The sequence below is a fragment of the Herbaspirillum sp. ST 5-3 genome (assembly GCF_004804275.1).
Classification (GTDB): Bacteria; Pseudomonadota; Gammaproteobacteria; order Burkholderiales; family Burkholderiaceae_D; genus Noviherbaspirillum.
The window spans coordinates 135,852-162,699 of record NZ_STGI01000008.1; the positions used below are offsets into that span (position 1 = coordinate 135,852).

Genomic DNA, 26,848 nt, shown 5'->3' on the forward strand with positions numbered 1-26,848 from the left:
TCATCTCAGATCATCGGGCGCCGCCCCGATACGCCCATCGTTTGTTCCAGTGCATGCGCAATCTGCAGCAGCGCGAACTCGCCCTGATGGCGCCCCACAATCTGCATTCCCACCGGCAGCCCGTCATCGGTAAAGCCGCAAGGCAGTGACAGCGCGGGATGCGCGGTCGCCGTCACCAGGTAACAGGATCGCATCCATTCAATGTAACTTCCCATTCGGATGCCTTCAATTTCAGTGACGTAGGGCTGTTCGATCGGAAAGGGCGGAACCTGGTTCACCGGCAGCACGATGAAATCGTAGTTCTGCATGAAGCGATGCATGCGCTGAAACAAAGAGGTGCGCAACTTGTTGGCGCGCGCGATTTGCGTCCCGTTCAGCTTTCGCCCCTCCTCGATGTTCCACACCACCGTGTCCTTGAGCACGCCGGGATGCCGGTCCATCACTGCGCCGAGACCGGACTCGAAGGCAAAGGCGCGCAGCGTCATGAACACTTCGTGGGCATCGCGAAAATCGGGGCAGGCGTTCTCGACCACGCAGCCGAGATCTTCGAAAGCACGGCGCTGCGCATCGATGGCGCGCACGACGCGCTTGTCCACCGGCAGGCCGCCCATGTCGGGACTCCACGCTATGCGAATGCCGTCGAAGTCGCGCGCGAGCGGTGCGCGAAAGCGCGATCCATCTTCCGCAATGGCGAGCGGATCGCGTGCATCCGGTCCGGCGATCACGGAAAGATACAGCGCGAGGTCGGCGACGGTGCGTGCCATCGGTCCGCTCACCGACAGACTGTCCCAGCCATTCAGGGCGGGGAACTGCGGCACGCGTCCGACCGAAGGGCGCAGTCCGACGACATTGCAGAAATTGGCAGGGCAACGCAGCGAACCGCCCATGTCCGTGCCGTCGGCCAGCGGAACCATGCCGGTCGCCAGTGCCACGGCCGAGCCGCCGCTTGAACCGCCGCAGGTCTTCGACAGGTCGTAGGGATTGCGCGTGGCGCCGAATACCGCGTTGAAGGTCTGTGAGCCGGCGCCGAATTCGGGTGTGTTGGTTTTGCCGATGCTGATGGCGCCTGCGCGCTGCTGGCGTTCGACGATCAGCGCGCTGCTGCTCGGAACGAGGTTTTCATGCACTTTGGAGCCGAAGGTGGTGCGCATGCTCTTGGTGAGCAGCAAGTCCTTGTGCGCCACCGGCAAGCCATGCAGCGGGCCCAATGGCTCGCCGCGCGCCTGCGCTTCGTCGGCGGCAGCGGCGCCAGACAAGGCTTGTTCCGCATGCAGCGTGACGATCGCATTCACCTTGGGATTGATGCTGTCGATGCGCGCCAGGTGGGCTTGCATCACTTCACGTGCGGACAGACGGCCTGCGTGGATTTCGGCGGCCATGTCCGTCGCACTCAGATAGCAGATGTCTTGCGTCATGTTTCGTATCCAATGGCGAATGCGAAGCTGCCTCGCGTGACGCCCAAGTCACTCAAGGAGGGAAGCCGCACAGACATCTGCCGGGTGCGATCGAATCAATGACCGAGCGACGTCAGCACTTCCGACAGCATCGCGATCATGTGATCGATTTCCTCTGTCGTGATGTTCAGCGAGGGCATGAAGCGCAGCAAGTCGGGGCGCGGCGAATTGATCAGCAGGCCGATCGGATTCAGGTCGCGCGCAGCTTCGACGATCTTCGGGCCGATGTCCTTGCCGAGCTTGAGCGCGCGCAGCAGCCCTTCGCCGCGTTCGCCGTCGAGGCTGTGCCTGACGCAGAGCTTGCGCAGCTCGGCGCCCAGATACTCGCCCTTGTCGCGCACCGCAGGCAGGAAGCCGGGTTTCAACAATTCGGTGAGAACGGCGATGCCCGCAGCCGTCATCACAGGATTGCCGTTGTAGGTGCCGCCCTGTTCGCCGGGCTCGAAGCATGCGATTTCCTCGCGCGCCAGCAATGCCGACAGCGGCACGCCGCCGCCGATGCCTTTCCCAAGCGTCATGATGTCCGGTTCGATATCCGACAACTGGTAGGCGAACAACTCGCCGGTGCGGCCCATGCCGGATTGCACTTCATCGACGATCAGCAGCAGGTTGTGCTGCCTGGTCAGCGCGCGGAGCGCTTGCATGAATTCGCGCGTGGCCGGAATGACACCGCTTTCGCCTTGCACCGGTTCCAGCATCACGGCGACGGTCTTGTCGGTGATCAGCTTCTCGACGCTGGCGAGGTCATTCAGTTCCGCCTTCGGGAAGCCCGGCACCTGCGGCGCGAACATGGTGTCCCAGCCGGTCTTTCCGCTGGCCGACATGGTGGCCAGTGTGCGACCGTGGAAACCGTGGTTGAAGGTAATGATTTCGTAGCGGTTTTCACGGGCGGCATTCTTGTTGAGCTTGCCCCATTTGCGCGCCAGCTTGATCGCGCCTTCGTTGGCCTCCGCGCCGCTGTTGGCGAAGAACACGCGGTCGAAGCAGGAGTGCTGGGTCAGCATTGAGGCCAGCACGATCGAGGGCTCGTTGTAGAAGGCAGGCGACGGATTGATCAGCTTGCCGACCTGGGCGGTAACCGCATCGACGACGCATTGCGGCGAATGGCCGAGGCAGTTGACCGCCCAGCCTTGCAGGTAGTCGAGGTAGCGCTTGCCGGTATGATCCGTCAGCCACATGCCGCGGCCCTCGGTAAACACCAGGTTTGGCCGGTTGGTGATTTTCATGAGGGCGTTGATGTCGTACTGGCTGAATTCCATGTCGGGGCTCCTGAATTCGAAAAAGGCAAATGGGGTGAGTCAAAAAAAAAGCCACAGGGCGGGCCTGTGGCTTAGTGAGCGCAAACGCTTACAGGCACGGCTTCCCTGGCTGAGGCAGCAGGGAACGGCGTCGCAATGGTTTGGCTGTCGTATTCATGAAATCAATATTAAGGTTTTTTGCGCAGTGCGTCAAAAACTATTTTCCGGCCAGGTCGGATGCCACATCGGCTTCCGAGGTGAAGGCATCGGCATAAAATTCCTCTTCCGGCAGCTTGCACTGCGACACGAAATCGCGCTTGGCAGAATCGACCATGACCGGGACGCCGCAGGCATACACCTGGTGGCTGGACAAGTCGGGCAGGTCTTCCATCACGGCACAGTGTACGAAGCCGGTGCGCCCGGTCCAGCCGTCTTCCGGCAGCGCGTCTGAAATCACCGGCACATACTTGAAGTTCGGCACCGTGCGCGCCCACTCCTCGCACAGGGCATGCATGTACAAGTCCTTCGGTCGGCGGCCGCCCCAGTACAGCACCATCGGGCGTTGCGTCTTCTTGTGAATCGCGTGCTCGATGATGGCCTTGATCGGCGCAAAGCCGGTGCCGGAGGCGAGCAGCACGATAGGCTTGTCGGAATCCTCGCGCAGGAAGAAGGTGCCAAGCGGTCCTTCAAAACGCAGGATGTCGCGCTCCTTCATGTTGTTGAATACATGATCCGTGAACAGGCCACCGTCCATGTGGCGGATGTGGACCGTGAGATGCTCGTCCTGGTGCGGCGCATTGGCCATGCTGTAGCTGCGGCGCTTGCCGTCTTTCAGCAGGAATTCGATGTACTGGCCGGCCTTGTATTGCAGGCGTTCGTTGGCTGGCAACTGCAGCGAGACCACCATCACGTCGTCGGCGACGCGGTCGAGCCTGGCGACGCGGGTCGGCAGTTTCTTGATCGGAAATTCGCCCGCGCCAAGCACCTCGCGCGCTTCGATCACGATGTCCGAATGCGGCGTCGCGCAGCAGAACAGCGAGAGGCCTTTTTCTTCCTCCGCCACCGGCAGGGCTTTTTCCTGATGCGCGCCATGCGTGACCGAGCCTTCGACCAGTTTACCTTTACAGGTGCCGCACGCACCGTTCTTGCAACCATAGGGCAAACCCACGCCGGCGCGGATCGCGGCAGTCAATACGGTTTCGCCTTCTTCACAGGTAAATTGCCGACCACTCGGCTGAACAGTAACTTGGAAAGTCATACAATCCTGATGATGAACAATAAAAAAATCGAACTGCCACGCGTGCTGATCGTCGGATGTGGCGATGTCGGGATGCGTCTCTTGCCCTTGTTGCGCGGACGTTTCCGCATCTTTGCAGTCACCAGCCAGGAGTCGCGCCGCGCTGAATTGCGCGCTGCCGGCGCGGTGCCGGTCATCGCCGACCTCGACCAGCCTGCAAGCCTTGCGCGTCTTGCGCGGCTCGCGTCCTGCATCGTGCATCTCGCACCACCTCAATCCGAGGGGATAAAGGACCGGCGCACGCGTCATTTGACCGCCATTTTACCCGACCATGCGACCCTGGTTTATGTGAGCACGACCGGCGTGTATGGCGACTGCGGCGGCGCGCTGGCGGATGAGACGCGTCCGGTTCATCCTCAAAATGCCCGCGCCAGGCGCAGGGTCGATGCGGAACGCGTCTTGCGTGCATGGGCGCGGCGCTCCGAATCGCGGCTCGCCATCCTGCGCGTGCCGGGAATTTATGCGGCGGACCGCTTGCCCGTCGAGCGTCTGCAGAAGGGCACGCCGGCACTGGCCGCCGAGGACGATGTGTATACCAATCACATCCACGCCGATGACCTCGCCCGCATCGTGGCGCGCGCCTTGTTCCGCGCACGTTCCTGCCGGGTGTATCACGCGGTGGACGACTCGGACATGAAGATGGCGGATTACTTCGACGCGGTCGCCGATGCGGCCGGATTGCCGAGGCCGCTGCGCCTGCCGCGAGAGAAATTGCAGGAAGCGGTCTCTCCGATGTTGCTGTCCTTCATGTCCGAATCGCGGCGGCTGTCCAATACGCGGATGAAGGCGGAACTCGGCGTCAGGCTGCGTTATCCGACTGTCAACGACGCGCTGAAGGAAATCTTCGGCCTGCCTTGATTTGCCTGCTTGACCTTCCCATCATGGTAAGGCCGATAATGCAGTCAATATGATGATCAAGGAGCAAGCATGAGCGCGCTTCCGCACGCCAAGCAATCCGATTCACAGGAATTTACCTTCAACGTCGAGGGAATGACCTGTGCGTCCTGTGTTGCACGAATTGAAAAAGTCCTGCGTGGCCTTCCCGGCGTTATCGATGCAAGCGTCAACCTGGGCACCGAGAGCGCGACGGTGCTTGCCGGTCGGGACGTCGGCTTCACCACATTGCAACAAGCTGTCGAGAAAGCCGGCTACAACGTGGCGCAGCAGGAAATCGATCTCGATGTCGAAGGCATGACCTGCGCGTCCTGCGTCGGGCGCGTGGAAAAGGCCCTGCGCAAGGTCAGCGGGGTCGTCGATGCGAGCGTAAACCTCGCCACTGAAAGCGCCCACGTCAGGGCCAGCGCGGCCTTGCCGGTGAATGCATTGACCGCCGCCATCGAAGCGGCCGGCTATCATGCACGCCCGCATCGCGCGGCAAGTGCCAGCGAGCAGGCGGCAAAACCCCATGACAAGCAATTGCTGCATGTTGTGTTCGCCGCGCTGCTGTCCTTGCCGCTGATCGTGCCCATGCTGCTCGACCTGTTCGGCCAGCACTGGATGCTGCCCGGCTGGGTGCAATTTGCCCTGGCGACACCGGTGCAGTTCTGGCTCGGTGCGCGTTTTTATCGTGCCGGATGGAAGGCGGTGAAGGCCGGGGCGGGCAACATGGACCTGCTGGTTGCGCTGGGCACAAGTGCTGCGTACGGCTTGAGCGTCTATCAATTGCTCGCGCACGGCGAAGACGGCATGGCACACCTGTACTTCGAAGCCTCGGCGGTGGTGATTACCCTGGTCCTGCTCGGCAAATGGCTGGAGGCGCGTGCCAAGCGCCAGACCACCGAAGCGATTCGAGCATTGCAGGTATTGCGCCCCGACCTTGCCCGCGTCCGGCGTGAGGGTGCGGACATCGATGTGGCCATTGAGCAGGTCGGACTGGGCGACATCGTCGTGGTGCGTCCCGGCGAGCGGGTCGCGGTTGACGGCATTGTCGTCGAGGGTATGAGTCACATTGACGAATCGCTGATCACCGGCGAGAGCCTGCCGGTAGCCAAGCAGGCCGGCGAGAAAGTGACCGGCGGTTCGATCAACGCAGAGGGTCTGCTGCTGGTGCGAACGGTCGCGGTTGGCGCGGAGACGACCCTGTCGCGCATCATCCGCCTGGTCGAGAGTGCACAGGCGGCGAAGGCGCCAATTCAACATCTGGTCGACAAGGTCAGTGCGGTCTTCGTCCCGATCGTGCTGCTGATTGCGCTGGCGACCATGATCGGCTGGTGGCTCTATGGCGGCGACATCGAACGGTCGATCATCAATGCGGTGGCCGTACTGGTGATCGCATGCCCCTGCGCGCTCGGGCTGGCAACGCCGGCAGCGATCATGGCAGGCACCGGCGTCGGCGCCAGGAACGGCATTCTGATCAAGGATGCCGAAGCGCTGGAAATTGCGCATTCTGTCACCACCGTCGTATTCGACAAGACGGGTACGCTGACAATCGGCAAACCTGCATTGACGCAAGCGGTCCCGAATGGGATCCAGGAGCATGAACTGCTCCGCCTCGCCGCGGCCGTCCAGCAGGGCAGCGAACATCCGTTGGCGCATGCAGTGGTGGATGCCGCGAAGGCAAAGGGCATTGATGCGCAAGCCGCCACTGAAGTCACCGCGCTTCCGGGACGCGGATTGGCAGCGATCGTGGACGGCCGCCAACTCAAGCTCGGCAGCACGCGTCTGATGCAGGAGCTTGGGATCGACTTGAGTCCGCTTGCCGAACGCGCATCCGAGCTTGAGGGAAAGGGCAACACGATTTCGTGGCTCGCAGAGGATGGAAGCAATCAATTGCTTGGCTTGCTGGCCTTTGGCGATCAGCTCAAACCCAGCGCGCAGCAAGCAGTCACGCGCTTGCATGCACTAGGCGCAAAAACCGTCATGCTGACCGGCGACAACAAGGGCAGTGCGGCAGCGGTCGGTGGTGCTCTCGGCATCGATCACATCGTTTCCGAAGTGCTTCCGGCGGACAAGGCTGACAAGGTCGCTGCCCTGAAGGGCAAGGGCCAGGTGGTCGCCATGGTCGGCGATGGTATCAACGATGCACCGGCACTCGCGGCAGCCGATGTCGGCATTGCGATGGCGACCGGCACCGATGTGGCCATGCACGCGGCCGGCATCACCCTGATGCGGGGCGATCCGGCGCTGGTGGCCGACGCGATCGACATTTCGCGTCGGACCTACAGCAAGATTCGCCAGAATCTCTTCTGGGCGTTTATCTACAACCTGATCGGGATTCCCTTGGCGGCATTCGGGCTGCTCAATCCGGTCGTCGCCGGCGCGGCCATGGCATTCAGCTCCGTCAGCGTGATCAGCAATGCGCTGCTGCTGCGCCGCTGGACGCCGGCCAACGCGAAGAGGGCATCATGAACATCGGACAGGCATCCAAGGCGTCCGGCGTATCGGCCAAGATGATTCGCTATTACGAGAGCATCCATCTGATCAAGGCCAGCCATCGCAGCGATTCCGGATACCGCACCTACGGCGACAGCGACGTGCACACGCTGCGCTTCATCCGGCGCGCGCGCTCCCTCGGGTTTTCACTGGAACAGATCAAGGATTTGCTGTCGCTGTGGCAGGATCCGCATCGTGCCAGCGCGGACGTGAAGGCGATTGCGCAAGAGCATGTTGCCCAGCTTCAGCAGCGCATACAGGAACTGACGGAGATGTGTGACACGATCAAGCATCTTGCGCATGCGTGTTCGGGAGACAGCAGGCCGGAATGCCCGATTCTGCAAGGCCTCGCGGCCTCAGCGGACGAGGAGCATCACTGCCATTGACGGTGATGAGGCAGGATGGGGGGGCAGGGAACTGCCCCATTTTTCAGGATGCGCTGCTTTGCAGCACAGGATATCCCGCTTCGCTCACTGCCGACTTGATGTCGTCCAGTTTCGCGGATGACGTGACGCGCACCTTCTGCGTCGCCAGATCCACTTCCACTTTTGCCGTGGAATCCACTGCCTGCACCGATTTGGTCACCGCATTGACGCAGTGGCCGCAGCTCATTCCTTCGACTTTCAGTTCGTACATGATGTTTGCTCCTGATGAATAAGAGATATCGATAGCGTAGAGCTTTCCAACGTGGGAAGGTCAAGTGCCATTCCGTTGTGCCGGTTCAAATTACTTTGTCCCGAACAAGCGATCTCCCGCATCGCCCAGGCCGGGAACGATGTACGCATGATCGTTCAGATGGGAATCGAGCGAGGCAACATACACCTTCACGTCCGGATGCGCCTGCTGGAATACCTGCACGCCTTCCGGTGCCGCGACCAGAGCAAGAAAGGTGATCTGCTGGTCGGACACGCCGCGCTTCTTCAGCACGTCGACAGCATGCACGGCGGAATTGCCCGTTGCCAGCATCGGATCGCAGAGGATGAAGTTGCGATCGGCCAGATCGGGCAGGCGTACCAGATATTCGACCGGACGATGCGTTTCCGGATCGCGGTAGACGCCGATATGGCCCACGCGCGCCGACGGCACCAGTTCCAGCAAGCCGTCGCTCATGCCGATACCGGCACGCAGCACCGGCACCACCACCAGTTTTTTTCCGGCGATGACGGGAGCGTCGATGCTCTGCAGGGGCGTCTCGATGCGCATTGTCGTCAGCGGTAGGTTGCGGGTGATTTCGTAGCCCATCAGCAGCGTGATCTCACGCAGCAGCTCGCGGAAGGTGCGGGTCGATGTCTCGCGATCGCGCATGTGGGTGAGCTTGTGCTGGATCAGCGGGTGATCGAGGATATAGAGATTCGGAAAGCGGGGATCTTGTTTCATGACAGTATTCGCAATATGAGAGCGTTCTTGGGGCAGCTCAGGCGGATTGGTGCGGCATTAGAAGCTAATTTAGCAGACAGCTGCGCGTCTCTTCCGCCGAATGAGTTGCGCGCCTGTACCCAACAGGGGATGCCATGCTTGGCGCCAACATATTAATGGTTTTCGGAGAGACGGGATTCATTATTTGGAATCCCGACATGCGGGTTTCCGCGGCAAGCCAAATTGCGTGCGAAGAATTTCTGACATACCGCTCGCACAACAGGACGGCAGGAGACTGCTGCATCAGACCGGGCTCGGGCCTGCGAATTCATCGGCAGGCAGTGTGCAGTTCGATTTCGTGAAGAGACAGTGCCGCCAGCGACAAAGGGGATGATCGTCGGGCCAGGCCTCGCTTATTTTCCTGCCTTCTCTTTGCTGCCTACCGATAGGCGTGATGCCAGAGAGAACGGCAGAACGCACACGTCGACAAGGATGGCCAGCGCGAACAAGGGGAGATAAAAGGGAATGAAAACGATCTTCACCGGAAGAGGATATTCGGGGGACTTGGCAGTGCTCTCTACGAAGCCTGAAAGTAGCTGTGTGCAAAGAAACATTACGCCTCCAAATGTGGACAGCCGGTAAGTAGTTGCGAGTATAACTTATTCCCCTATGTTGAAAATGGGTATTTTGGCAAAGGGTGGCTTGGGTCAATTTTTGGGAGGCAAGGCGCTGCAATCCTTGTCGGGATTGAAAACGGGCAGCCGGTGGAACGCTGGCCGGGCAAGTGCAAAAGCCATTCTGCAATCCGGCCTGCAAGCGTCTCGGAAAGCAAAAAGCCCAGTCACATGGACTGGGCTTTGCAATGGAATTCGTTGGTAGGCCGTGTAGGGATCGAACCTACGACCAACGGATTAAGAGTCCGCTGCTCTACCAGCTGAGCTAACGACCCAACGAGGACAAGATTATATCAATGGAGCGTGTTTCGGTCTACTCCCTGCCGTGAAAAAGTTCTCTTCGTGCATCAGGTCAAGGCCGCCGTCACCTTCAGCACTTCATCGGCCGTCGTGACGCCTTCCTTGATCTTGAGCGCGCCCGCCACCCGCAAAGGCTTCATGCCGTCCTTGATGCTTTGCTGTGTCAGCGCGTGGATATCGGTTTCCTGCTTGATCAGCTTGGTAAAGGGTTGCGTGATGGTCAACAGTTCATACAGGCCGGTGCGGCCGCGATAACCGGTTTGCCGGCATTCCGGGCAGCCGACCGGGCGATAGATCCTGGCCGGCTTGGGCAGCTTCCAGCCTTCGGTCAGTCCGTCCCACACTTCATCGGACAGTTCGCCGTCCGGCTTCTTGCATTCGACACACAGCGTACGCACCAGGCGCTGCGCCATGATGCCGATCAGGGTTGCTTCAAGCAGGTAATACGGGACGCCGAGTTCCAGCAGACGCATGACGGCCGAGGGCGCATCGTTGGTGTGCAGGGTGGACAGCACCAGGTGGCCGGTCAGTGCGGCCTGGATGGCCATTTCGGCGGTTTCGAGGTCGCGGATTTCGCCGACCATGATGATGTCGGGATCCTGCCGCATCAGCGCGCGCACGCCGTCGGCGAAGGACAGGTCGATGCCGTGCTGAACCTGCATCTGGTTGAAGGAACCTTCCACCATTTCGATCGGGTCTTCCACCGTGCAGACATTGACCTCGGATGTCGCCAGCGCCTTGAGCGTGGTGTACAAGGTGGTGGTCTTGCCGGAGCCGGTCGGCCCGGTTACGAGAATGATGCCGTGCGGGCGCGTGGTGAGGCCGTCCCAGCGCTTGGCATCGTCCGGAGGGAAGCCAAGTTCCGGCAGTGTCTTCACCACGACTTCCGGGTCGAAAATACGCATCACCAGTTTTTCGCCAAAGGCGGTCGGCATGGTGGACAGGCGCAATTCGATTTCCTGTCCGCCGGCCGTGCGGGTCTTGATGCGGCCGTCCTGAGGGCGGCGTTTTTCGATCACGTCCATGCGGCCGAGCAGCTTGATGCGGGCGGTCATTGCGATCATGACGGCGGCCGGGACCTGGTACACCTGGTGCAGCACGCCGTCGATGCGGAAGCGGATCGCGCCGAGGTCGCGCTTGGGTTCGAGGTGGATATCCGACGCGCGCTGTTCGAACGCGTACTGCCACAACCAGTCGACGATGTTGACGATGTGCTGGTCGTTGGCGTCGAGCTGCTTGTCGCTCTTGCCGAGCTCGACCAGTTGCTCGAAGTTGTTGCGCAGCGCGAGGTCGTGCGTGTTGGACTTGTTCGCGCCCTTGATCGATTTCGCGAGGGTGAAGAATTGCGCGGTGTACTGCGCGATGTCGAGCGGATTGGCGATGACCAGCTTGACGTTGCGGCGCGTGATCTTGGCGATTTCCGCTTCCCATTCGACGAGAAACGGCTCACAAGTCGCGATCACGACTTCCGTCATCGTCAATTCCACCGGCAGGATGTTGAAGCGCGTGGCATAGGTCGCCGACATGACATCCGCCACCTTGGTGAAGTCGATCTTGAGCGGATCGATGCGGTAGAACGGCAGCTTGACCTTGGCTGCCATCCATTCGCTCAGCCAGTCCAGCGTCAGCAGCTTGTGCGGCGGCAGCGCCGACTGCAACTTGCATTGCGCCACCGCGCTCAAGGGGTGCATCGCGATCGACGCATTCCTGAGCAGTGCCTGCGCCTGGTTGTAGGCGGTTTTCGCGGTCGGCTTTTCCACGATTCCGTCGGCGAGCAGCCAACTGAAGACCTGGTGCAGGTCGAGCGCCTTCGATGCCTTGTGCGGAGGAGATTCGTGCTGCTCGAGTCTGGCATTCATGGCGGTTACTCCTGGAAATATTTTCCTATCGTACCAATTGCCAGGCCTTAAGGCCATTTACCCAGGATTTTGTGGGCAATCGTGTGGCGTCGGTGATCTCGGCGGCCCGTTCGTAAAGTGCCGGAAAGTCAAGTTTCGGCGCCTTTTTGAAACCGATGGCGACCACATTGCCTTCATGCACGGGAGGCAGGCACATCACCTCGTCGAAGGCAAAGCGCATTGCCTTCAGGTTTTTCCCATAGCTAGGATGGTCGCCGAACAGGTTGACGGTCATGATGCCTTCCGGCGTCAGGCAGGCTTCGCAAGCCTGGTAGAACTCCGCGGTATCCAGTACCGGGCCCTTTACCGTGGCGTCATACAGGTCGGCCTGAATGACATCGATCTTGCCGTGATTGGCTTCATCCACCACGAAATCCATCGCGTCCATTTCGATGGTCGACAGGCGCTCGTCGTCGAGGGGCAGGCGGAACATGGAATGGCAGGCAATGATCACCGCCGGATTCAGCTCGACCGCGGTGACTTGCGCTTGCGGAAACTGGCGGTAGCAGAACTTGGTCAATGCACCCGTGCCGAGGCCGAGCTGGACGATATGCTGCGGTTCCCGGATGAACAGCATCCACGCCATCATTTGCTGGGCGTATTCCAGCTCGATCCAGTCGGGCTTGCGGATGCGCATTGCGCCCTGCACCCATTCGTTGCCGAAGTGCAGATAGACCACGCCGTTTTCTTCGGACAGCGTGATGGGGGCGAATTTGGGCTTGCGCGGCTTGGGGGCGGCTTTGGTTGTCGAACCTGCGCGCGGACCGTCTTTGCGGTTGGATTGCGCTTCGATGGACTTTCGTTTGATCAGCATGGGGAAGAAGGGTGACAGCGAGTTTCCGTCATTCTACAGAATGATGTTGCTCCAAAGCGCCAGTTTCTGTTCGAAGGACAGCTGTGCATTGGCCGGCGAGGAGGAGGGCAGCAATCGTGTTTCGAAGCCGGCTGCCGCGAATTGGACCTCGTACCTGCCTGAGGTCTTGCCGTTGAAGCAAACCCTTTCCAGCGCAGGACATTGCTGTTTCAACATGACGAAGTCATTGGCTTGCGCGCGGCGAATGGCGGTATCGAGGCTGCCTTCGCGTTCGCAGGCGGCAATCACGTCCCACAGGCCGATGCGATGCGCGAGGAGTCGCTGCAGCCGTTGCGGATAAGGCAAGCTCACGAGTTCCTCGCCGAGCACGGCCGATAACAGGCGCCAGAACTGGTTACGCGGATGGGCGTAGTACTGTTGCGCCGCCAGCGAGGCCTCGCCGGGAAAACTGCCGAGGATCAGGATGCGGGTGGAGCGGTCGAGTACCGGCGGGAAGCCGGCGAGCAAGGCGGATGGTACGGTCATGCAGGCATTTTACTGCTGCACAAATCCTGCCGGCGCTCTAAGGCTTCAGTGCATTCCATGCCGCGTCCGCAAAAATTTCGCGGTAGGCCTTGATGTCCGTCTTGGCTCGTCCCGACAACCATAGGCGCGCATAGTCATGCGCCGGGCCGATGATGATTGATCCATAACATTCCATCGGCAGCTTTTTCAGCCCGCCGCTCTCGATATGCGGCTGGAACCAGCGCAGCACATTTGATATATGGCTGCGGGTGCGCGCTTCCAGTTCGGCTGCCATCTCGCTCTTGGCCAATACGCCCCGGTTGTACAGCACAAAGCGCGCCTTCTCCGGATGGGATGAAACCCAGTCGATGTAGGCATAGGCGATGGCTTTGACGCCGCCTTCCACGTTTTTCGCCGATGCCATCAGGCGCTGCTGGTATTCAGCGTGGCTGGCCAGCGCGTCGACATAGAGTGCGGCGGCAATACTTTCCTTGCTGCCGAAGTGGTGATACATGCTGCCGACGCTGGCTTGCGAGCGCTCCCGGATCATTTCGATTGTCGTTGCCTCGATGCCGTGTTCCGTAAAGCAGCTCAACGCTGCGTCCAGGATTTCCTGTTTTCTGCTTTTCTTTGCTGTCGTCATGGCGATTAGAGTCATTTGACTAGAATTATATTCTAGAATAATGTTCTAGTTGAGCTGTTTCAAGAGAACACCTTAGCCCAGGAAAACTGGTGCGGTAAAGCTATATCGACTAAAAGCCCGGCCCCTGGCCATATCAACCAAAGGAGACGACCATGAATCAAACATTAGGCATGTACCAAAAGATGGGAAATCAGGCGTTCAGCAAGGCGGTCACTGAATTTGCGCCGTACTTTGCCACCATCGATCCGACGTTTACCGAACTGCGTCCCGGCTTTGCGGAGGTTACTTTCGCCAATCGCCGCGCGGTGCACAACCATCTCGGTACCGTGCATGCGATCGCACTTTGCAATGCGGCCGAACTGGCGGCGGGCACCATGACAACGGTATCGATTCCCGACGGTCGCCAATGGATCCCGGTCGGCATGACGGTGCAATACCTTGCCAAGGCAAAGACCGATGTGCGGGTCGTCGCCGACGGGGAAAACGTGGCCTGGGAGCAGACAGGCAATGTTGAGGTGCCGGTCGACGCCTATGATACGGACGGGCGGCATGTCTTCACGGCCCGGATCATGATGAACCTGAAGTAAGTCGCGTTTCTGACTAATTCATACTTGGAGTTGACCATGGAACCGATCATTCTCAGCGCAAAGGATGGATTCAATCTTGCCGCTCACCGCTTCGCGCCGCCAGGGAGGGCCAAAGCAGTGATCGTGTTGCCGGCCGCGATGGGCGTGAAGCAGGAATTCTATTTCCCCTTTGCGCGCTTTCTCGCGCAGCAGGGTTTCGCCGTCCTGACCTTCGATTATCGCGGCGCCGGAGCGTCGGTGCCCGCGCGGTTCAGACACTCGCTGCGCGGTTTCAAGGCAGACCTGTTCGACTGGGCCGAGGACTACAACACCGCCGTGCGCGCAGCCAAGAAATGGCAGCGCGATATGCCGTTGCTGGTGATCGGCCACTCGCTCGGCGGCCAGTTGCCCGGCCTGCTGCCGGATAACCACCTGATCGACGGCATTATCACCGTCGCCGCCGGCAGCGGCTATTGGCGCGACAACGCGCCGCAGTTGAAGCGCTTCGTGTGGATCATGTGGTATTTCGCGGTGCCGGTGTACACGCGCTTGTTCGGCTATTTTCCCGGCAAGAAGCTGAAGAAGGTCGGCGATCTGCCGAAGGGCGTGATTTTCCAGTGGGCGCGGTGGTGCAAGAGCCCGCACTACGTGGTCGACGGCAAGGGCGCACCGATTCGGGCCGGCTTCGAGAACATTCGCGTTCCGCTTCTTTCCATCAGTTTTACCGACGATGAAATGATGAGCCGGCGCAGCATCGACAGCCTGCACGATTTTTACAGCAACGCGCCGGTCGAGCGTTGGCATATCGCGCCGCAAACCATACAGGCGAAGCGCATCGGTCACTTCGGTTTCTTCCGCCAGGAGTTTCAGTCGACATTGTGGAAGCAGGCACTGGAGTGGTTGGAGCAGCGTGCACGGCATACGGACTTCCGCAGCTCGCGTCTGGCATGACTGCGCGTAGCAAAGTGCGTTGAATCGTGCACTGAGCCATGCAGGATCTGCCCGAGCCCCAGGAGGAAGGAAGACTTCATGAAGCACTATTCTGTCGCAGAAATCGACATCACCGACCGGAATTGGGTTGCTGCCTATGTCAACGACGTCACGCCGCTGGTCGAGCGCTTTGGTGGCCGCTATCTGGCGCGCACGCCAAACGCCGAGAAGATCGAGGGGCAACGGAAGCCGCCCCAGATTTTCCTGATCATCGAATGGCCGTCGAGAGAGGCAGCGATGGCCTTCTATGAGAGCGATCAGTACCGGCCCTATCGCATGAGCCGTATGGCGGGAGCAAGCAGCGAATTTGCGCTGGTGAAGGGGGAGGACATCAACCGGCTGGCGCAGATGGGCGACGAGTCGCGATGAAAAAACGGGCTGCCGAAATCGGCAGCCCGTTGCCCTGGGATCTTGGCGAGACCTTAGCGGCCCGGCATATCCAACAGCATCTGATTCAAGCGCTTCACGAACCCTGCCGGGTCGTTCAGATTGCCGCCTTCCGCCAGCATCGCCTGATCGAACAGGATGTGCGACCAGTCGTCGAACTTCGCTTCCTCGTACTTCAAGCGCTGCACCAGCGGATGGTCGGGATTGATTTCGAGGATAGGCTTGTTCTCCGGCGCGTTCTGTCCCGCGGCCTTCAGCATGCGCAGCAGATTGCCGGACAGTTCATGCTCATCCGCGACCAGGCAGGCCGGCGAATCGGTCAGGCGGAAGGTGACGCGCACGTCTTTCGCCTTGTCGCCCAGCGCCGTCTTCATCTTTTCGACCAGTTCCTTGTACTGGTTCTCGGTTTCTTCGTGCTGCTTCTTCTCGGCCTCGTCTTCCAGCTTGCCGAGGTCCAGATCGCCCTTGGCCACCGACACCAGTTCCTTGCCTTCCACTTCATGCAGGAAGGACAGCATCCACTCGTCGACGCGATCCGTCATCAGCAGTACCTCGACGCCTTTCTTGCGGAAGATTTCGAGATGCGGACTGTTCTTCGCCGCCGCGTAGGATTCGGCGGTGATGTAGAAGATCTTGTCCTGGCCTTCCTTCATGCGGCCGATGTAGTCGGCGAAGGAGACGTTCTGCACGTCGCTGTCGTTGTGCGTGGAAGCGAAGCGCAGCAGCTTGGCGATGCGATCCTTGTTGGCCTGGTCTTCGCCGATGCCTTCCTTGAGCACCTGGCCGAATTCCTTCCAGAAAGTGGTGTACTTGTCCTTCTGTTCCTGGTCCTCGCTGTTGGCCAGTTCTTCCAGCAAACCGAGCACGCGCTTGGTCGACCCTTCGCGGATGACGCGGATGTCGCGCGACTCCTGCAGGATCTCGCGCGAGACGTTCAGCGGCAGGTCGGCCGAGTCGATCACGCCCTTGATGAAGCGCAGGTAGATCGGCATCAGCTGCTCGGCGTCGTCCATGATGAATACGCGCTTCACATACAGCTTGATGCCGCTGCGCTTGTTGCGGTCCCACAGGTCGAAGGGGGCGCGCTTCGGAATGTACAGCAGCTGGGTGTATTCGCTGCGGCCTTCGACGCGGTTGTGTGTATAGGCGAGCGGGCCTTCGAAATCGTGCGAGACGTGCTTGTAGAACTCTTCGTACTGCTCCGGCGTAATGTCGGATTTGCTGCGCGACCACAGGGCGCTGGCCTGGTTGACGGTTTCGAACTCGTCCTTGATGACGGTTTCCTTCTTCTCCTCGTCCCATTCCTCTTTCTGCATCAGGATGGGCAGGGAAATGTGGTCGGAATACTTGCGGATGATCGATTTCAATTTCCAGGACGACAGGAATTCGTCCTCGCCTTCGCGCAGATGCAGCGTGATGTCGGTGCCGCGCGACGGCTTGTCGATCGGCTCGACGCTGAAGTCGCCTTCGCCGGCCGATTCCCAGCGTACGCCCTGTGCGGCGGTGAGGCCGGCGCGGCGGGTTTCCACCGTGATCTTGTCGGCCACGATGAAGGCGGAATAGAAGCCGACACCGAACTGGCCGATCAGCGCCGCGTCCTTCTGCTGGTCGCCGGACAATTTCGAGAAAAATTCCTTGGTGCCCGACTTGGCGATGGTGCCGAGGTGTTCAATGGTTTCCTCGCGGCTCATGCCGATGCCGTTGTCGGAAATGGTGATGGTGCGCGCGGCCTTGTCGAAGGTGACTTTGATCTTCAGGTCCGGATCGTTTTCAAACAGGCTGGCGTTGTTCATTGCTTCGAAACGCAGCTTGTCCGTGGCGTCCGACGCGTTGGAGATCAATTCGCGCAGGAAAATTTCCTTGTTGGAGTACAAGGAGTGAATCATCAGTTGCAGCAGTTGCTTGACTTCTGCCTGAAAACCCAGGGTTTGCTTTTCGGTGACAGCCATTTTTTCCTCAAAAGTCGATGATGGAACGATAATTTTTTACCAATTATTGGGGCAGGTTGAAATATTTCAAGGCCCGCCGGGCAAGTTCAGCGTGTTGCCGATCGGAAGCGGACATTTCGATACAAATCTCTGACCGGCTGACAAGTGCCGGATACAAAAGGACGAGAATATTAGGCAAGTTTTGCGGATCGAAACAGACACATGCCTATACGCAAGTTCCAGGCGCAGCGATACCATGGTGTCCGTCCGCCGTATTTAAGGGAATTTCATGGATTCACAAGCAGAAAAACACCGGGCCGGATCGCCATCCAGGCGCGCCGGGCGGAAATCCTTCATCGGCGTGCTCCTTGCGCTGCTGGCACTGGCGGCACTGGGCTGGCTGGCATGGCACCTCACGCACCCGTCCGCGCAAGGCGGTGCGGGATCCGGCGGACGTCGCGGCGGGCCGCCGCCGACCACGGTGGGCGTGGCAAGCGCCGAACGGACCGACCTGCCGGTTACGGTCGAGGCGCTGGGCACGGTCATGGCGGCCGCCACCGCGACCGTCCGTCCGCAGGTGTCGGGCGTGTTGAAAGAAGTGCACTTCCACGAGGGGCAGATGGTAAAGGCCGGCCAGCTGCTGGCGCTGATCGACCCGCGCCAGTTCGAAATGACGCTGATGCAGGCAAGCGGGCAGCGCCAGCGCGACGAAGCGCAGCTGGAAAACGCGAAATTGGTGCTGGAGCGCTATCGCACGCTGCTCGGGCAGGATTCGATCGCGCGCCAGGACGTCGAGACTCAGGCCGCGCTGGTCAAGCAATTGGAAGGCACCGTCATCAGCGATCGCGCCAATGAAGGCACCGCCCGCCTTAACCTGGGCTATACCAGGGTGACGGCGCCGATCAGCGGTCGTGTCGGCTTGCGGGTGGTCGACATCGGCAACGTGGTCGGGCCGGGCGACGCCAACGGCATCGTCGTCATAACCCAGACCGAGCCGATCGATGTCGAATTCGCCGTGCCGCAGGACCGCATCGGGGAATTGCGTGCCCGCATCAACGAGGATGCAAAAATGCCCGTCACGGCACTCGACCGCACCCGCAGCGTGGCACTGGAAACCGGGCGCTTCCTCGCCATGGACAACCAGGTCGATGTACAGACCGGGACGGTGAAGGCCAAGGCACGCTTTGCCAACCGCGAACACAGCCTGTTTCCCAGCCAGTTCGTCAACGTGCGCCTGCTGGTGCGCCAGGTCGAGGGCGCGATCCTGGTACCGATCAATGCCCTGCGGCACGGCAACAGCGGCGATTACGTCTACGTGCTCAATTCCGCCGAGCGTACCGTCGCACAGCGCCCGGTGACGCGGGGAGCGGTCGCGGGCGACAAGGTGCAGATCGTCTCGGGCCTGAATGCCGGCGAGCAGGTCATTACCGAAGGCGCCGATCGTCTCAAGGATGGCGCCCATGTAAGTCTGCCGGGCGACCGGCCAGGCGGCGAGCGGGGCGGACGCCAGGGAGGGCAGGGAAGAAACCGCGCAGGCTCCGGCAATTCGTCCTCGCCCGCATCCGGCGAGCCGCGCAGCCGGCCAGGAGCGGCCGCGCGATGATCGATCCCCTGCCGTGCGCAGCGCCTTTCCGAACAAATTGACAGCATGAGTCCATCCCGTCCCTTTATCCTGCGGCCGGTTGCCACGTCGCTGCTGATGCTGGCCATCGTCCTGGCCGGCATCATCGGCTACAAATTCCTGCCGCTGTCGGCGCTGCCGCAGGTCGATTTCCCGACCATCCAGGTGCAGACACTGTATCCGGGCGGCAGTCCGGAAGTCATGAGCCGCAGCGTGACCGCGCCGCTGGAGCGCCAGTTCGGCCAGATGGCCGGCCTGCAGCGCATGAGTTCCACCAGTGCCGCCGGTGTTTCCATCATTACCCTGCAATTCGGGCTGGGTCAGACGCTGGATGTGGCCGAGCAGGAAGTGCAGGCCGCCATCAACGCATCCGGCTCCTTGCTGCCGGCCGACCTGCCCGCGCCGCCGGTCTACGCCAAGGTCAACCCGGCCGATGCGCCGGTGCTGACCCTGGCGATCACATCCGACACGCTGCCGCTGACCGAAGTGCAGAACCTCGTCAATACGCGCCTCGCGCTCAAGATCAGCCAGGTGTCCGGCGTCGGCCTCGTCACGCTCTCCGGCGGCCAGCGGCCGGCGGTGCGCATCCAGGCCGATACCCAGTTGCTCGCTTCCTACGGACTGGGCCTCGACAACCTGCGCACTGCGATCAGTGCCGCCAACGCCAACAGCGCGAAAGGCAGCCTGGACGGGCCAACCCGCGCCTTCTCGATCAATGCCAACGACCAGCTGCTGACCGTCGATGACTACAAGAATCTGATCGTTGCCTACCGCAACGGCGCACCGGTGCGGCTGTCGAGCGTTGCGCAAGTGGTCGACAGCGCGGAAAACGTCCGTCTGGCCGCGTGGTCGGGCCTGAAGCCGGCCATCATCCTGAACGTGCAGCGCCAGCCGGGCGCCAACGTGATTGCGACCGTGAATGCCATCAAGGCGCGCCTGCCTGAGCTGCAAGCCGGCCTGCCGGCCTCCTTGCGTGTCGACGTGCTGAGCGACCGTACCGCCGGCATTCGTGCCTCGGTCGAGCATGTGGAGATCGAGCTCATTCTCGCCGTCGTGCTGGTGGTGCTGGTCATCTTCGCCTTCCTGCATGACCTGCGCGCCACGGTGATCGCGAGCCTCGCGGTACCGATCTCGCTGATCGGCACCTGCGGCGCGATGTACCTGCTCGGCTACAGTTTGAACAACCTGAGCCTGATGGCGCTGACGATCGCGACCGGCTTCGTGGTGGACGATGCGATCGTGATGATCGAGAACATCGCGCGCTACGTGGAGCGCGGCGAAGCGCCGATGCAGGCGGCACTCAAAGGCGCGGCGCAGATCGGCTTCACCATCATTTCACTGACCGTGTCGCTGATCGCGGTGCTGATTCCGCTGCTCTTCATGGGCGACGTGGTGGGGCGGCTGTTCCGCGAGTTTGCGGTGACGCTGGCGATCACCATTCTGATCTCGGCGGTGGTGTCGCTGACCCTGGTGCCGATGATGTCGGCGCGCTGGTATTCCGGCCCGGAAAGCCGTCGTCACGGCCTCGGCGCGCGCATGCAAGCGGCCTTCGAACGCATCATCCATCGTTACGACACCGCGCTGCAATGGGTGCTGGAGCACCAGCCGCTCACGCTGCTGGTCGCGCTGGCAACGCTGGTGGTCACCGTGCTGCTGTATGTGCTGATCCCGAAGGGCCTGTTCCCCGTGCAGGACACCGGACAATTGCAGGCACGGGTCGAGGCCGCCGAAAACGTGTCCTTCGCGCGCATGTCCGAGCTCCAGCAGCAAGCAGCCAAGACCATTCTCGACGACCCCGATGTTGCCTCGCTCAGCTCGCTGGTCGGCGTCGATGCCGCCAGCAACACGATGCTGCATACCGGCAGCATGCTGATCAACCTCAAGCGCGGCCGCAGCGATCCTCAGCAGGAAACGATGGAGAGGCTGCGCGAGCGCGTCGGACGCATCGCCGGCCTAAAGCTGTACCTGCAGCCGACGCAGGATCTGACGATCGATGCGGAGACCGGGCCGACGCAATACCGCGTCTCGATGGAAGGCGCGGACAATGCCGCGGTCACGCAATGGGCCGGCCGGCTCGCGCAGCGCATGCGCGAAAGCGCCGAGCTGCGCAACGTGGTGTCCGACGCCGGCGTGACCGGCACGACTGCCAATATCAACATCGACCGCGATACCGCATCGCGCCTGTCGATCTCGGCCGCCACCATCGACGACGCGCTCTACAGCGCCTTCGGCCAGCGCATTATCTCGACCATCTTCACGCAAACCGACCAGTACCGCGTGATCCTCGAGGCGCGGCCCGACATCGCGACGCCAGGCTCGCTCGGCCAACTGCCGCTGCGCACCGGCTCCGGCAAGACCACGCCGCTCAATGCCGTGGCCAGCATCAGCGAGCAGAGCGCTCCCTTGCAGATCACGCACGTTGCGCAATACCCGGCCACCACCATCGGCTTCGACACTGCATCCGGCGCATCGCTGGGCCAGGCTGTCGATGCCATCCGGCAGGCTGCAAAAGACGTCAAGCTGCCGCCTTCAGTCAGCCTCACTTTCCTCGGCGCAGCCAGCGCTTACCAGGCGTCGCTGACCAACCAGCTCTGGCTGATCCTGGCGGCCGTGGTGTGCGTCTACATCGTGCTCGGCGTGCTGTATGAAAGCTACATTCACCCGCTCACGATCCTCTCGACGCTGCCCTCGGCCGGAGTGGGCGCATTGCTAGCGCTCATCATTGCCGGGCATGACCTCGGCGTGATCGGCATCATCGGCATCATCCTGCTGATCGGCATTGTGAAGAAGAACGCGATCATGATGATCGACTTCGCCATCGATGCCGAGCGCAACGAGGGCAGGTCGCCGCGCGAGGCGATTCACCAGGCGGCGCTGCTGCGCTTCCGGCCTATCCTGATGACAACGCTGGCCGCGCTGTTTGCCGCCTTGCCGCTGATGTTCGGCTGGGGCGACGGTGCAGAGCTGCGCCGGCCGCTGGGCCTGTCGATTTTCGGCGGCCTGATCGTGAGCCAGATGCTCACCCTGTTCACCACGCCGGTGATCTACCTTGGCTTCGACCGCCTCGGACGCCGCTGGTCGCGTCCGCGCGCCGAGGCAGCCGGAGACACGCAGTGAACCTGTCCTCGCCCTTCGTCCGCCGCCCGGTCGCCACGGTGCTGCTGACCATCGGCCTCGCGCTGGCGGGCATTGCCGCCTTCTTCGTGCTGCCGGTCTCGCCGCTGCCGCAAGTCGAGTTCCCGGCCATCTCGGTGAGCGCGCGGCTGCCCGGCGCCAGCCCGGAAACCATGGCGTCCAGCGTCGCGACGCCGTTGGAGCGAAGGCTCGGCGTCATCGCCGGCGTCAATGAAATGACGTCCAGCAGCGGCACCGGCTCGACCCGCATCAGCCTGCAATTCGACCTCAATCGCAAGATCGATTCCGCCGCGCGCGAAGTGCAGGCCGCGATCAATGCGGCACGCGTCGACCTGCCTGCGACGCTGCGCAGCAACCCGACCTATCGCAAGATCAATCCATCCGACGCGCCGGTGCTGATCCTCGCGCTGACTTCGCAGACACGCTCGCCCGGCCAGATCTATGAAGAAGTTTCGAACCTGGTGCAACAGAAGCTGGCGCAGGTGCCGGGAGTGGGCGATGTGGAGCTCGGCGGCGGCTCGCTGCCGGCGGTGCGGGTGGAACTGTTGCCGTTCGCGCTCAACCGCAACGGCATCAGCATGGAAGACGTGCGCGCGGCGATCCAGGCGAGCACCGCCAACCGGCCCAAGGGCTCAGTAGAAGGCGAGGGGCGACGGCTGCAGATTTATTCGCAGGCCGGCGCGGGCAGCCGCCGGCCCACTGCCGCGGATTATCGCGGCCTGGTCGTGGCCTGGCGCAATGGCGCGGCGGTGCGGCTGGCCGATGTGGCGCAAGTCATCGACAGCGTCGAGGATACGCATACGCTCGGCCTGTTCAACGGCCAGCCGGCGGTGATCGTGCTGATCACCCGCCAGCCGGGCGCCAACGTGATCGAAACGGTGGACAGCGTGCGCGCATTGCTGCCGACGCTGCAGGCGCAGTTGCCGCCGGATGTGCGCTTGCAGGTTGCGTCCGACCGCACCATCTCCGTTCGCGCCTCGCTCAAGGAAATCGAAATCACCTTGCTGATCGCGCTGGCGCTGGTAGTGCTGGTGGTCAGCGCCTTCCTGCGCAGCGCGCGCGCCACCATCATTCCCGCAGTGGCGACGGTGGTATCGCTGCTCGGCACCTTCGGCGTCATGTACCTGCTGGGTTTCAGTCTGAACAACCTGAGCCTGATGGCGCTTACGGTGGCGACCGGGTTCGTGGTGGACGATGCGATCGTGGTGCTGGAGAACACCGCACGCCACATCGAAGGCGGGATGGACCGCTTCCGCGCGGCACTGCTGGGCGCGCGTGAGGTCGGCTTCACCGTGCTCTCGATCAGCCTGTCGCTGGTGGCGGTCTTCATTCCCTTGCTGTTCATGGGCGGGCAGGTCGGGCGACTGTTCCGGGAATTCGCGGTGACGCTGTCGGCGGCGGTATTGATTTCCATGGTGATCTCGCTGACCACCACGCCGATGATGTGCGCGTGGCTGCTCAAGCCCCATGCCGGAGACAGACCGCAGGGCAGGATTGCGCGCTTTTTCGAGCGCGGCTTCGGTCACCTGCATCGTGGTTATGCGCACAGCCTGGAGTGGGCGCTGTATCACCGCTGGCTGATCCTGCTGATCCTGGCGGCAGTGATCGGGCTGAACGTGTATCTGTTCATTGCCGCGCCGAAGGGTTTCTTCCCGCAGCAGGATACCGGCCAGCTCAACGGCGGCCTGCGCGCGGACCGCAGCATTTCCTTTCAAGCGATGCAAGGCAAGCTGCGCCAACTGGTCAACATCATTCGCAAGGACCCCGCCGTCGATACGGTGGTTGGCTTCACCGGAGGCGGAAGGACGGGGGGTGGATTCATGTTCGTCAATCTGAAGCCGGCCTCGGAGCGCACGGACAGCGGGCAGGCGGTGATCGCGCGGCTGCGTCCGCAACTGGCGCGCGTCACCGGCGTCACCCTGTTCCTGAATCCGGTGCAGGATGTGCGCATGGGCGGACGGATGACCACGTCCACCTACCAGTACAGCCTGAAGAGCGACAACCGGGCCGATTTGCAGCGCTGGGCGACGCGCCTGGCCGACGCGATGAAGCAGCAGCCGGCGCTGATCGATGTCGATACCGACCAGGAGGAGTATGGCGTCGAAAGCTTCGTCGATGTCGACCGCGACAGTGCGGCGCGGCTCGGCATCAACTCGCGCGATGTCGACAATGCCTTGTACGACGCATTCGGCCAGCGCCAGGTCGCGACCATCTATGACGAGCTGAACCAGTATCACGTCATCATGGAGATCGCCCCGGAATATGCGCGCGGTCCGCAGGCGCTCGGCGATATTTACGTGCCCTCCAAGGCCAATGCTTCCGTTACAGCGCAGGTGAGTGCCGCAAACGGCAATGCGACTCCAGTGATCAATCCCGGTCTGCGCGATCAATCCAGCGGACAGGCGATCAGCACCGCGCCGTCCACCATGGTGCCGCTGTCCGCGTTTGCCCGCTTCTCCGAGCGTGCCACGCCCGGTTCGATCACGCACGAGGATGCCGAACTCGATACGACGATCTCCTTCAATCTCGCCGACGGCTACAAGCTCGGCGATGCGCAGCTGGCGATCCAGCAGGCCGAAGCGGATGTCGGCGTGCCGATCAATGTGCGCGGCAGCTTCCAGGGTACCGCGCGCAGTTTCCAGGAGTCGCAATCGCAGCAGCCCATGCTGATTGCGGCTGCGCTGATCGTGATCTACATCGTGCTCGGCATCCTGTATGAAAGCCTGGTGCATCCGATCACCGTGCTGTCGACGCTGCCGTCGGCCGGCGTGGGCGCAGTGCTGGCGCTGCTGATGTTCAACATGGAGTTTTCCATCATCGCGCTGATCGGCGTATTCCTACTGATCGGCATCGTGAAGAAAAACGCGATCCTGATCATCGACTTCGCGCTCGAAGCTGAGCGTGCGCGCGGCATCTCCTCGATCGAAGCGGTGCGCGAAGCCTGTCTGCTGCGCTTCCGGCCGATCCTGATGACGACGCTGGCGGCGGCGCTCGGCGCGCTGCCGCTGGCGATCGGATTCGGCGAAGGTGCAGAACTGCGCCGGCCTCTGGGCGTCGCCATCATTGGCGGGCTGATCGCCAGCCAGGTGCTGACGCTGCTGACCACGCCGGTCGTCTATCTGCTGCTCGACAAGCTGCGCCGCCGCAAACCCGACGAACGCCAACTGAGCCGGATCGCCAACGAGCCGTCGCCCGGCTCCGAACCAACTTGAAGTGATCGACCATGCCATCTTCTTTCCCGTCCTTGCGCCGCCGTACGCTTTGCCTGAGCCTGTTGCCACTCCTGCTTGGCGGCTGCGCGCTCAGCCCGGTGTATGAACGTCCGGCTACTCCGGCTCCCGCAGCATTCAAGGAAGCACAGGGCTGGGTCGCTGCCACGCCGTCCGACGCGCTCGACCGCGGCACATGGTGGACCTTGTTCAACGATCCGGTGCTCAACGAGCTGGAATCAGCAGTTGAAGTGTCGAATCAGAACATCGCCGCTGCCACCGCTGCGTATGCGCAGGCGCGCGCGTTGGTGCAGCAGCAGCGCGCGGCCTTGTTCCCGGTCGTTTCGCTGGACGCCGGCGCGACACGCTCCGGAAGCGGTGGCACCTCGAGCGCACCGTCTAGCGCACGCACGGCCAGCAGCCGCAGCGGCAACAATGTGCAAGTAAGTATCGGTGCAAGCTGGGAGCCCGACGTCTGGGGCCGCTTGCGCGGAGCAGCGAACAGCGCCAGCGCAAGCGCGCAGGCCAGCGCCGCCGATCTTGCGTCCGCCAGGCTGTCTGCGCAGGGGGAACTGGCGGCGAACTATTTTTCACTGCGTCTGGCCGATGCGCAGGGAGCCTTGTTGCGCGACACGATCGCCGGCTATGAGCGCGCATTGCAGATCGCGCGCAATCGCTATGCTGCCGGCGTCGCGACAAAGACGGATGTGCTGCAGGCAGAAACGCAGCTCGCCAATGCGCAGGCAGATGAAGCCGGCGTCACGCGCCAGCGTGCGGCGCTGGAGCATGCCATTGCCGTCCTGCTCGGCAAGGCACCGGCCGATTTTGCGCTCGCGCCAGCCGCATGGTCGGCCGTCGTGCCGCAGGTTCCGACTGGTGTGCCGTCCACGCTGCTGCAACGCCGGCCCGACATTGCCGCCGCCGAACGGCGCGTCGCGGCAGCCAACGAACAGATCGGCATTGCGCGGGCCGCCTACTTCCCGAATGTCGGACTGAACGCTTCCTACGGCTCGGCCGGCAGCCGCGTCGCGGACTTGTTCAGCGCAAGCACCACGGTCTGGTCGCTCGGATTGTCCGCCGCCCAGACCTTGTTCAATGCTGGCGCGACCGGCGCGCGCGTTGCGGGCGCGCAAGCCGCGCAGGAAGAGGCCGCGGCACGCTACCGGCAGACGGTGCTTGTCGCGTTCCAGGATGTGGAGAATCAGCTCTCGGCAGCCCAGGTGCTGGCCCGTCAGCAGGACTTGCGGCGGCAGGCATCGCAGGCTGCGGACGAGGCGGAACGACTGATGCTGAATCGCTATCGCGCGGGACAGGTTTCTTATTCGGAAGTGGTCAGCGCTCAAGCGACTGCCCTGAATTCGCGGCGTGCACTGGTGCAGGCACAGGCGGACCGGCAGACTGCCGCCATCGCACTGATCCAGGCACTGGGCGGCGGATGGCACGCCGAACCATGACAAAACGC

20 protein-coding genes and 1 tRNA gene are annotated in these 26,848 nt (G+C 61.9%); 10 read left to right on the forward strand and 11 right to left on the reverse strand.

Going from position 1 to position 26,848, the window contains the following annotated elements:
- Positions 1-5: 5 nt before the first annotated feature.
- The 3 genes from E6W33_RS16615 to E6W33_RS16625 all read right to left on the reverse strand — a co-directional run bounded on the left by E6W33_RS16615 (position 6) and on the right by E6W33_RS16625 (position 3,950).
- A complete protein-coding gene (locus E6W33_RS16615) occupies positions 6-1,415 on the reverse strand; it encodes an amidase (RefSeq protein WP_136418430.1) in 1,410 nt (469 codons plus the stop codon).
- A 95-nt stretch (positions 1,416-1,510) separates the two neighbouring features.
- Positions 1,511-2,713, reverse strand: a complete 1,203-nt coding sequence (locus E6W33_RS16620; RefSeq protein ID WP_136418431.1) for an acetylornithine transaminase — start codon at positions 2,711-2,713, stop codon at positions 1,511-1,513.
- Positions 2,714-2,909: 196 nt separating this feature from the next.
- Positions 2,910-3,950 (reverse strand): CDP-6-deoxy-delta-3,4-glucoseen reductase, encoded by a 1,041-nt coding sequence (locus tag E6W33_RS16625; protein WP_136418432.1) that lies wholly within the window; start codon positions 3,948-3,950, stop codon positions 2,910-2,912.
- Between the two features lie 12 nt (positions 3,951-3,962).
- On the opposite strand from E6W33_RS16625, the gene E6W33_RS16630 reads away from it, so the two are divergent.
- From E6W33_RS16630 to cueR, 3 genes are all read left to right on the forward strand, one after another.
- Complete coding sequence (locus E6W33_RS16630; protein WP_136418519.1) at positions 3,963-4,847, forward strand: SDR family oxidoreductase; 885 nt, start codon at positions 3,963-3,965, stop codon at positions 4,845-4,847.
- A gap of 69 nt (positions 4,848-4,916) precedes the next feature.
- Positions 4,917-7,337 (forward strand): heavy metal translocating P-type ATPase, encoded by a 2,421-nt coding sequence (locus E6W33_RS16635; RefSeq protein WP_136418433.1) that lies wholly within the window; start codon positions 4,917-4,919, stop codon positions 7,335-7,337.
- Entirely contained in the window at positions 7,334-7,747 is a 414-nt protein-coding gene (gene cueR / locus E6W33_RS16640; RefSeq protein WP_136418434.1) for a Cu(I)-responsive transcriptional regulator, read from the forward strand. The genes E6W33_RS16635 and cueR overlap by 4 nt, the downstream gene beginning before the upstream one ends.
- 43 nt (positions 7,748-7,790) lie before the next feature.
- On the opposite strand, the gene E6W33_RS16645 is transcribed toward cueR, so the two are convergent.
- The 7 genes from E6W33_RS16645 to E6W33_RS16675 all read right to left on the reverse strand — a co-directional run bounded on the left by E6W33_RS16645 (position 7,791) and on the right by E6W33_RS16675 (position 13,565).
- Positions 7,791-7,997: a cation transporter gene (locus E6W33_RS16645; RefSeq protein ID WP_136418435.1), complete on the reverse strand. Its 207-nt coding sequence runs from the start codon at positions 7,995-7,997 to the stop codon at positions 7,791-7,793.
- A 90-nt stretch (positions 7,998-8,087) separates the two neighbouring features.
- Complete coding sequence (upp, locus tag E6W33_RS16650) at positions 8,088-8,738, reverse strand: uracil phosphoribosyltransferase (protein WP_136418436.1); 651 nt, start codon at positions 8,736-8,738, stop codon at positions 8,088-8,090.
- An 852-nt stretch (positions 8,739-9,590) separates the two neighbouring features.
- Positions 9,591-9,666, reverse strand: a tRNA-Lys gene (locus E6W33_RS16655).
- 72 nt (positions 9,667-9,738) lie between these two features.
- Positions 9,739-11,550 carry a GspE/PulE family protein gene (locus E6W33_RS16660; protein ID WP_136418437.1) on the reverse strand — a complete coding sequence of 604 codons (1,812 nt, stop codon included), beginning with the start codon at positions 11,548-11,550 and terminating at the stop codon, positions 9,739-9,741.
- Positions 11,551-11,575: 25 nt separating this feature from the next.
- Positions 11,576-12,403, reverse strand: coding sequence for an SAM-dependent methyltransferase (locus E6W33_RS16665; RefSeq protein ID WP_136418438.1), 828 nt, complete (start codon positions 12,401-12,403; stop codon positions 11,576-11,578).
- Between the two features lie 33 nt (positions 12,404-12,436).
- Complete coding sequence (locus E6W33_RS16670) at positions 12,437-12,910, reverse strand: DNA-deoxyinosine glycosylase (RefSeq protein WP_136418520.1); 474 nt, start codon at positions 12,908-12,910, stop codon at positions 12,437-12,439.
- 55 nt (positions 12,911-12,965) lie between these two features.
- Positions 12,966-13,565, reverse strand: a complete 600-nt coding sequence (locus E6W33_RS16675) for a TetR/AcrR family transcriptional regulator (protein ID WP_247869672.1) — start codon at positions 13,563-13,565, stop codon at positions 12,966-12,968.
- Positions 13,566-13,702: 137 nt separating this feature from the next.
- Between E6W33_RS16675 and E6W33_RS16680 the strand changes: the two genes are divergently transcribed.
- The 3 genes from E6W33_RS16680 (at position 13,703) to E6W33_RS16690 (ending at position 15,475) form a co-directional block, all read left to right on the forward strand.
- A complete protein-coding gene (locus E6W33_RS16680; protein ID WP_136418439.1) occupies positions 13,703-14,137 on the forward strand; it encodes a hotdog fold domain-containing protein in 435 nt (144 codons plus the stop codon).
- A 36-nt stretch (positions 14,138-14,173) separates the two neighbouring features.
- Positions 14,174-15,067: an alpha/beta fold hydrolase gene (locus E6W33_RS16685; RefSeq protein ID WP_136418440.1), complete on the forward strand. Its 894-nt coding sequence runs from the start codon at positions 14,174-14,176 to the stop codon at positions 15,065-15,067.
- Between the two features lie 78 nt (positions 15,068-15,145).
- Entirely contained in the window at positions 15,146-15,475 is a 330-nt protein-coding gene (locus tag E6W33_RS16690; RefSeq protein WP_136418441.1) for a DUF1330 domain-containing protein, read from the forward strand.
- A 53-nt stretch (positions 15,476-15,528) separates the two neighbouring features.
- On the opposite strand, the gene htpG is transcribed toward E6W33_RS16690, so the two are convergent.
- On the reverse strand, positions 15,529-17,442 hold the full coding sequence (gene htpG / locus E6W33_RS16695) for a molecular chaperone HtpG (protein WP_136418442.1): 1,914 nt from the start codon (positions 17,440-17,442) through the stop codon (positions 15,529-15,531).
- A 268-nt stretch (positions 17,443-17,710) separates the two neighbouring features.
- On the opposite strand from htpG, the gene E6W33_RS16700 reads away from it, so the two are divergent.
- From E6W33_RS16700 to E6W33_RS16715, 4 genes are read left to right on the forward strand one after another with little or no spacing between them, the layout of a single operon-like run.
- Positions 17,711-19,024 carry an efflux RND transporter periplasmic adaptor subunit gene (locus E6W33_RS16700; protein ID WP_136418443.1) on the forward strand — a complete coding sequence of 438 codons (1,314 nt, stop codon included), beginning with the start codon at positions 17,711-17,713 and terminating at the stop codon, positions 19,022-19,024.
- Between the two features lie 45 nt (positions 19,025-19,069).
- Complete coding sequence (locus E6W33_RS16705; RefSeq protein ID WP_136418444.1) at positions 19,070-22,159, forward strand: efflux RND transporter permease subunit; 3,090 nt, start codon at positions 19,070-19,072, stop codon at positions 22,157-22,159.
- The gene (locus E6W33_RS16710) at positions 22,156-25,389 is read left to right on the forward strand and encodes an efflux RND transporter permease subunit (RefSeq protein ID WP_136418445.1); all 3,234 of its coding nucleotides are present in this window, start codon (positions 22,156-22,158) and stop codon (positions 25,387-25,389) included. The genes E6W33_RS16705 and E6W33_RS16710 overlap by 4 nt, the downstream gene beginning before the upstream one ends.
- Before the next feature lie 11 nt (positions 25,390-25,400).
- Positions 25,401-26,840: an efflux transporter outer membrane subunit gene (locus tag E6W33_RS16715; RefSeq protein ID WP_136418446.1), complete on the forward strand. Its 1,440-nt coding sequence runs from the start codon at positions 25,401-25,403 to the stop codon at positions 26,838-26,840.
- Positions 26,841-26,848 lie beyond the last annotated feature (8 nt).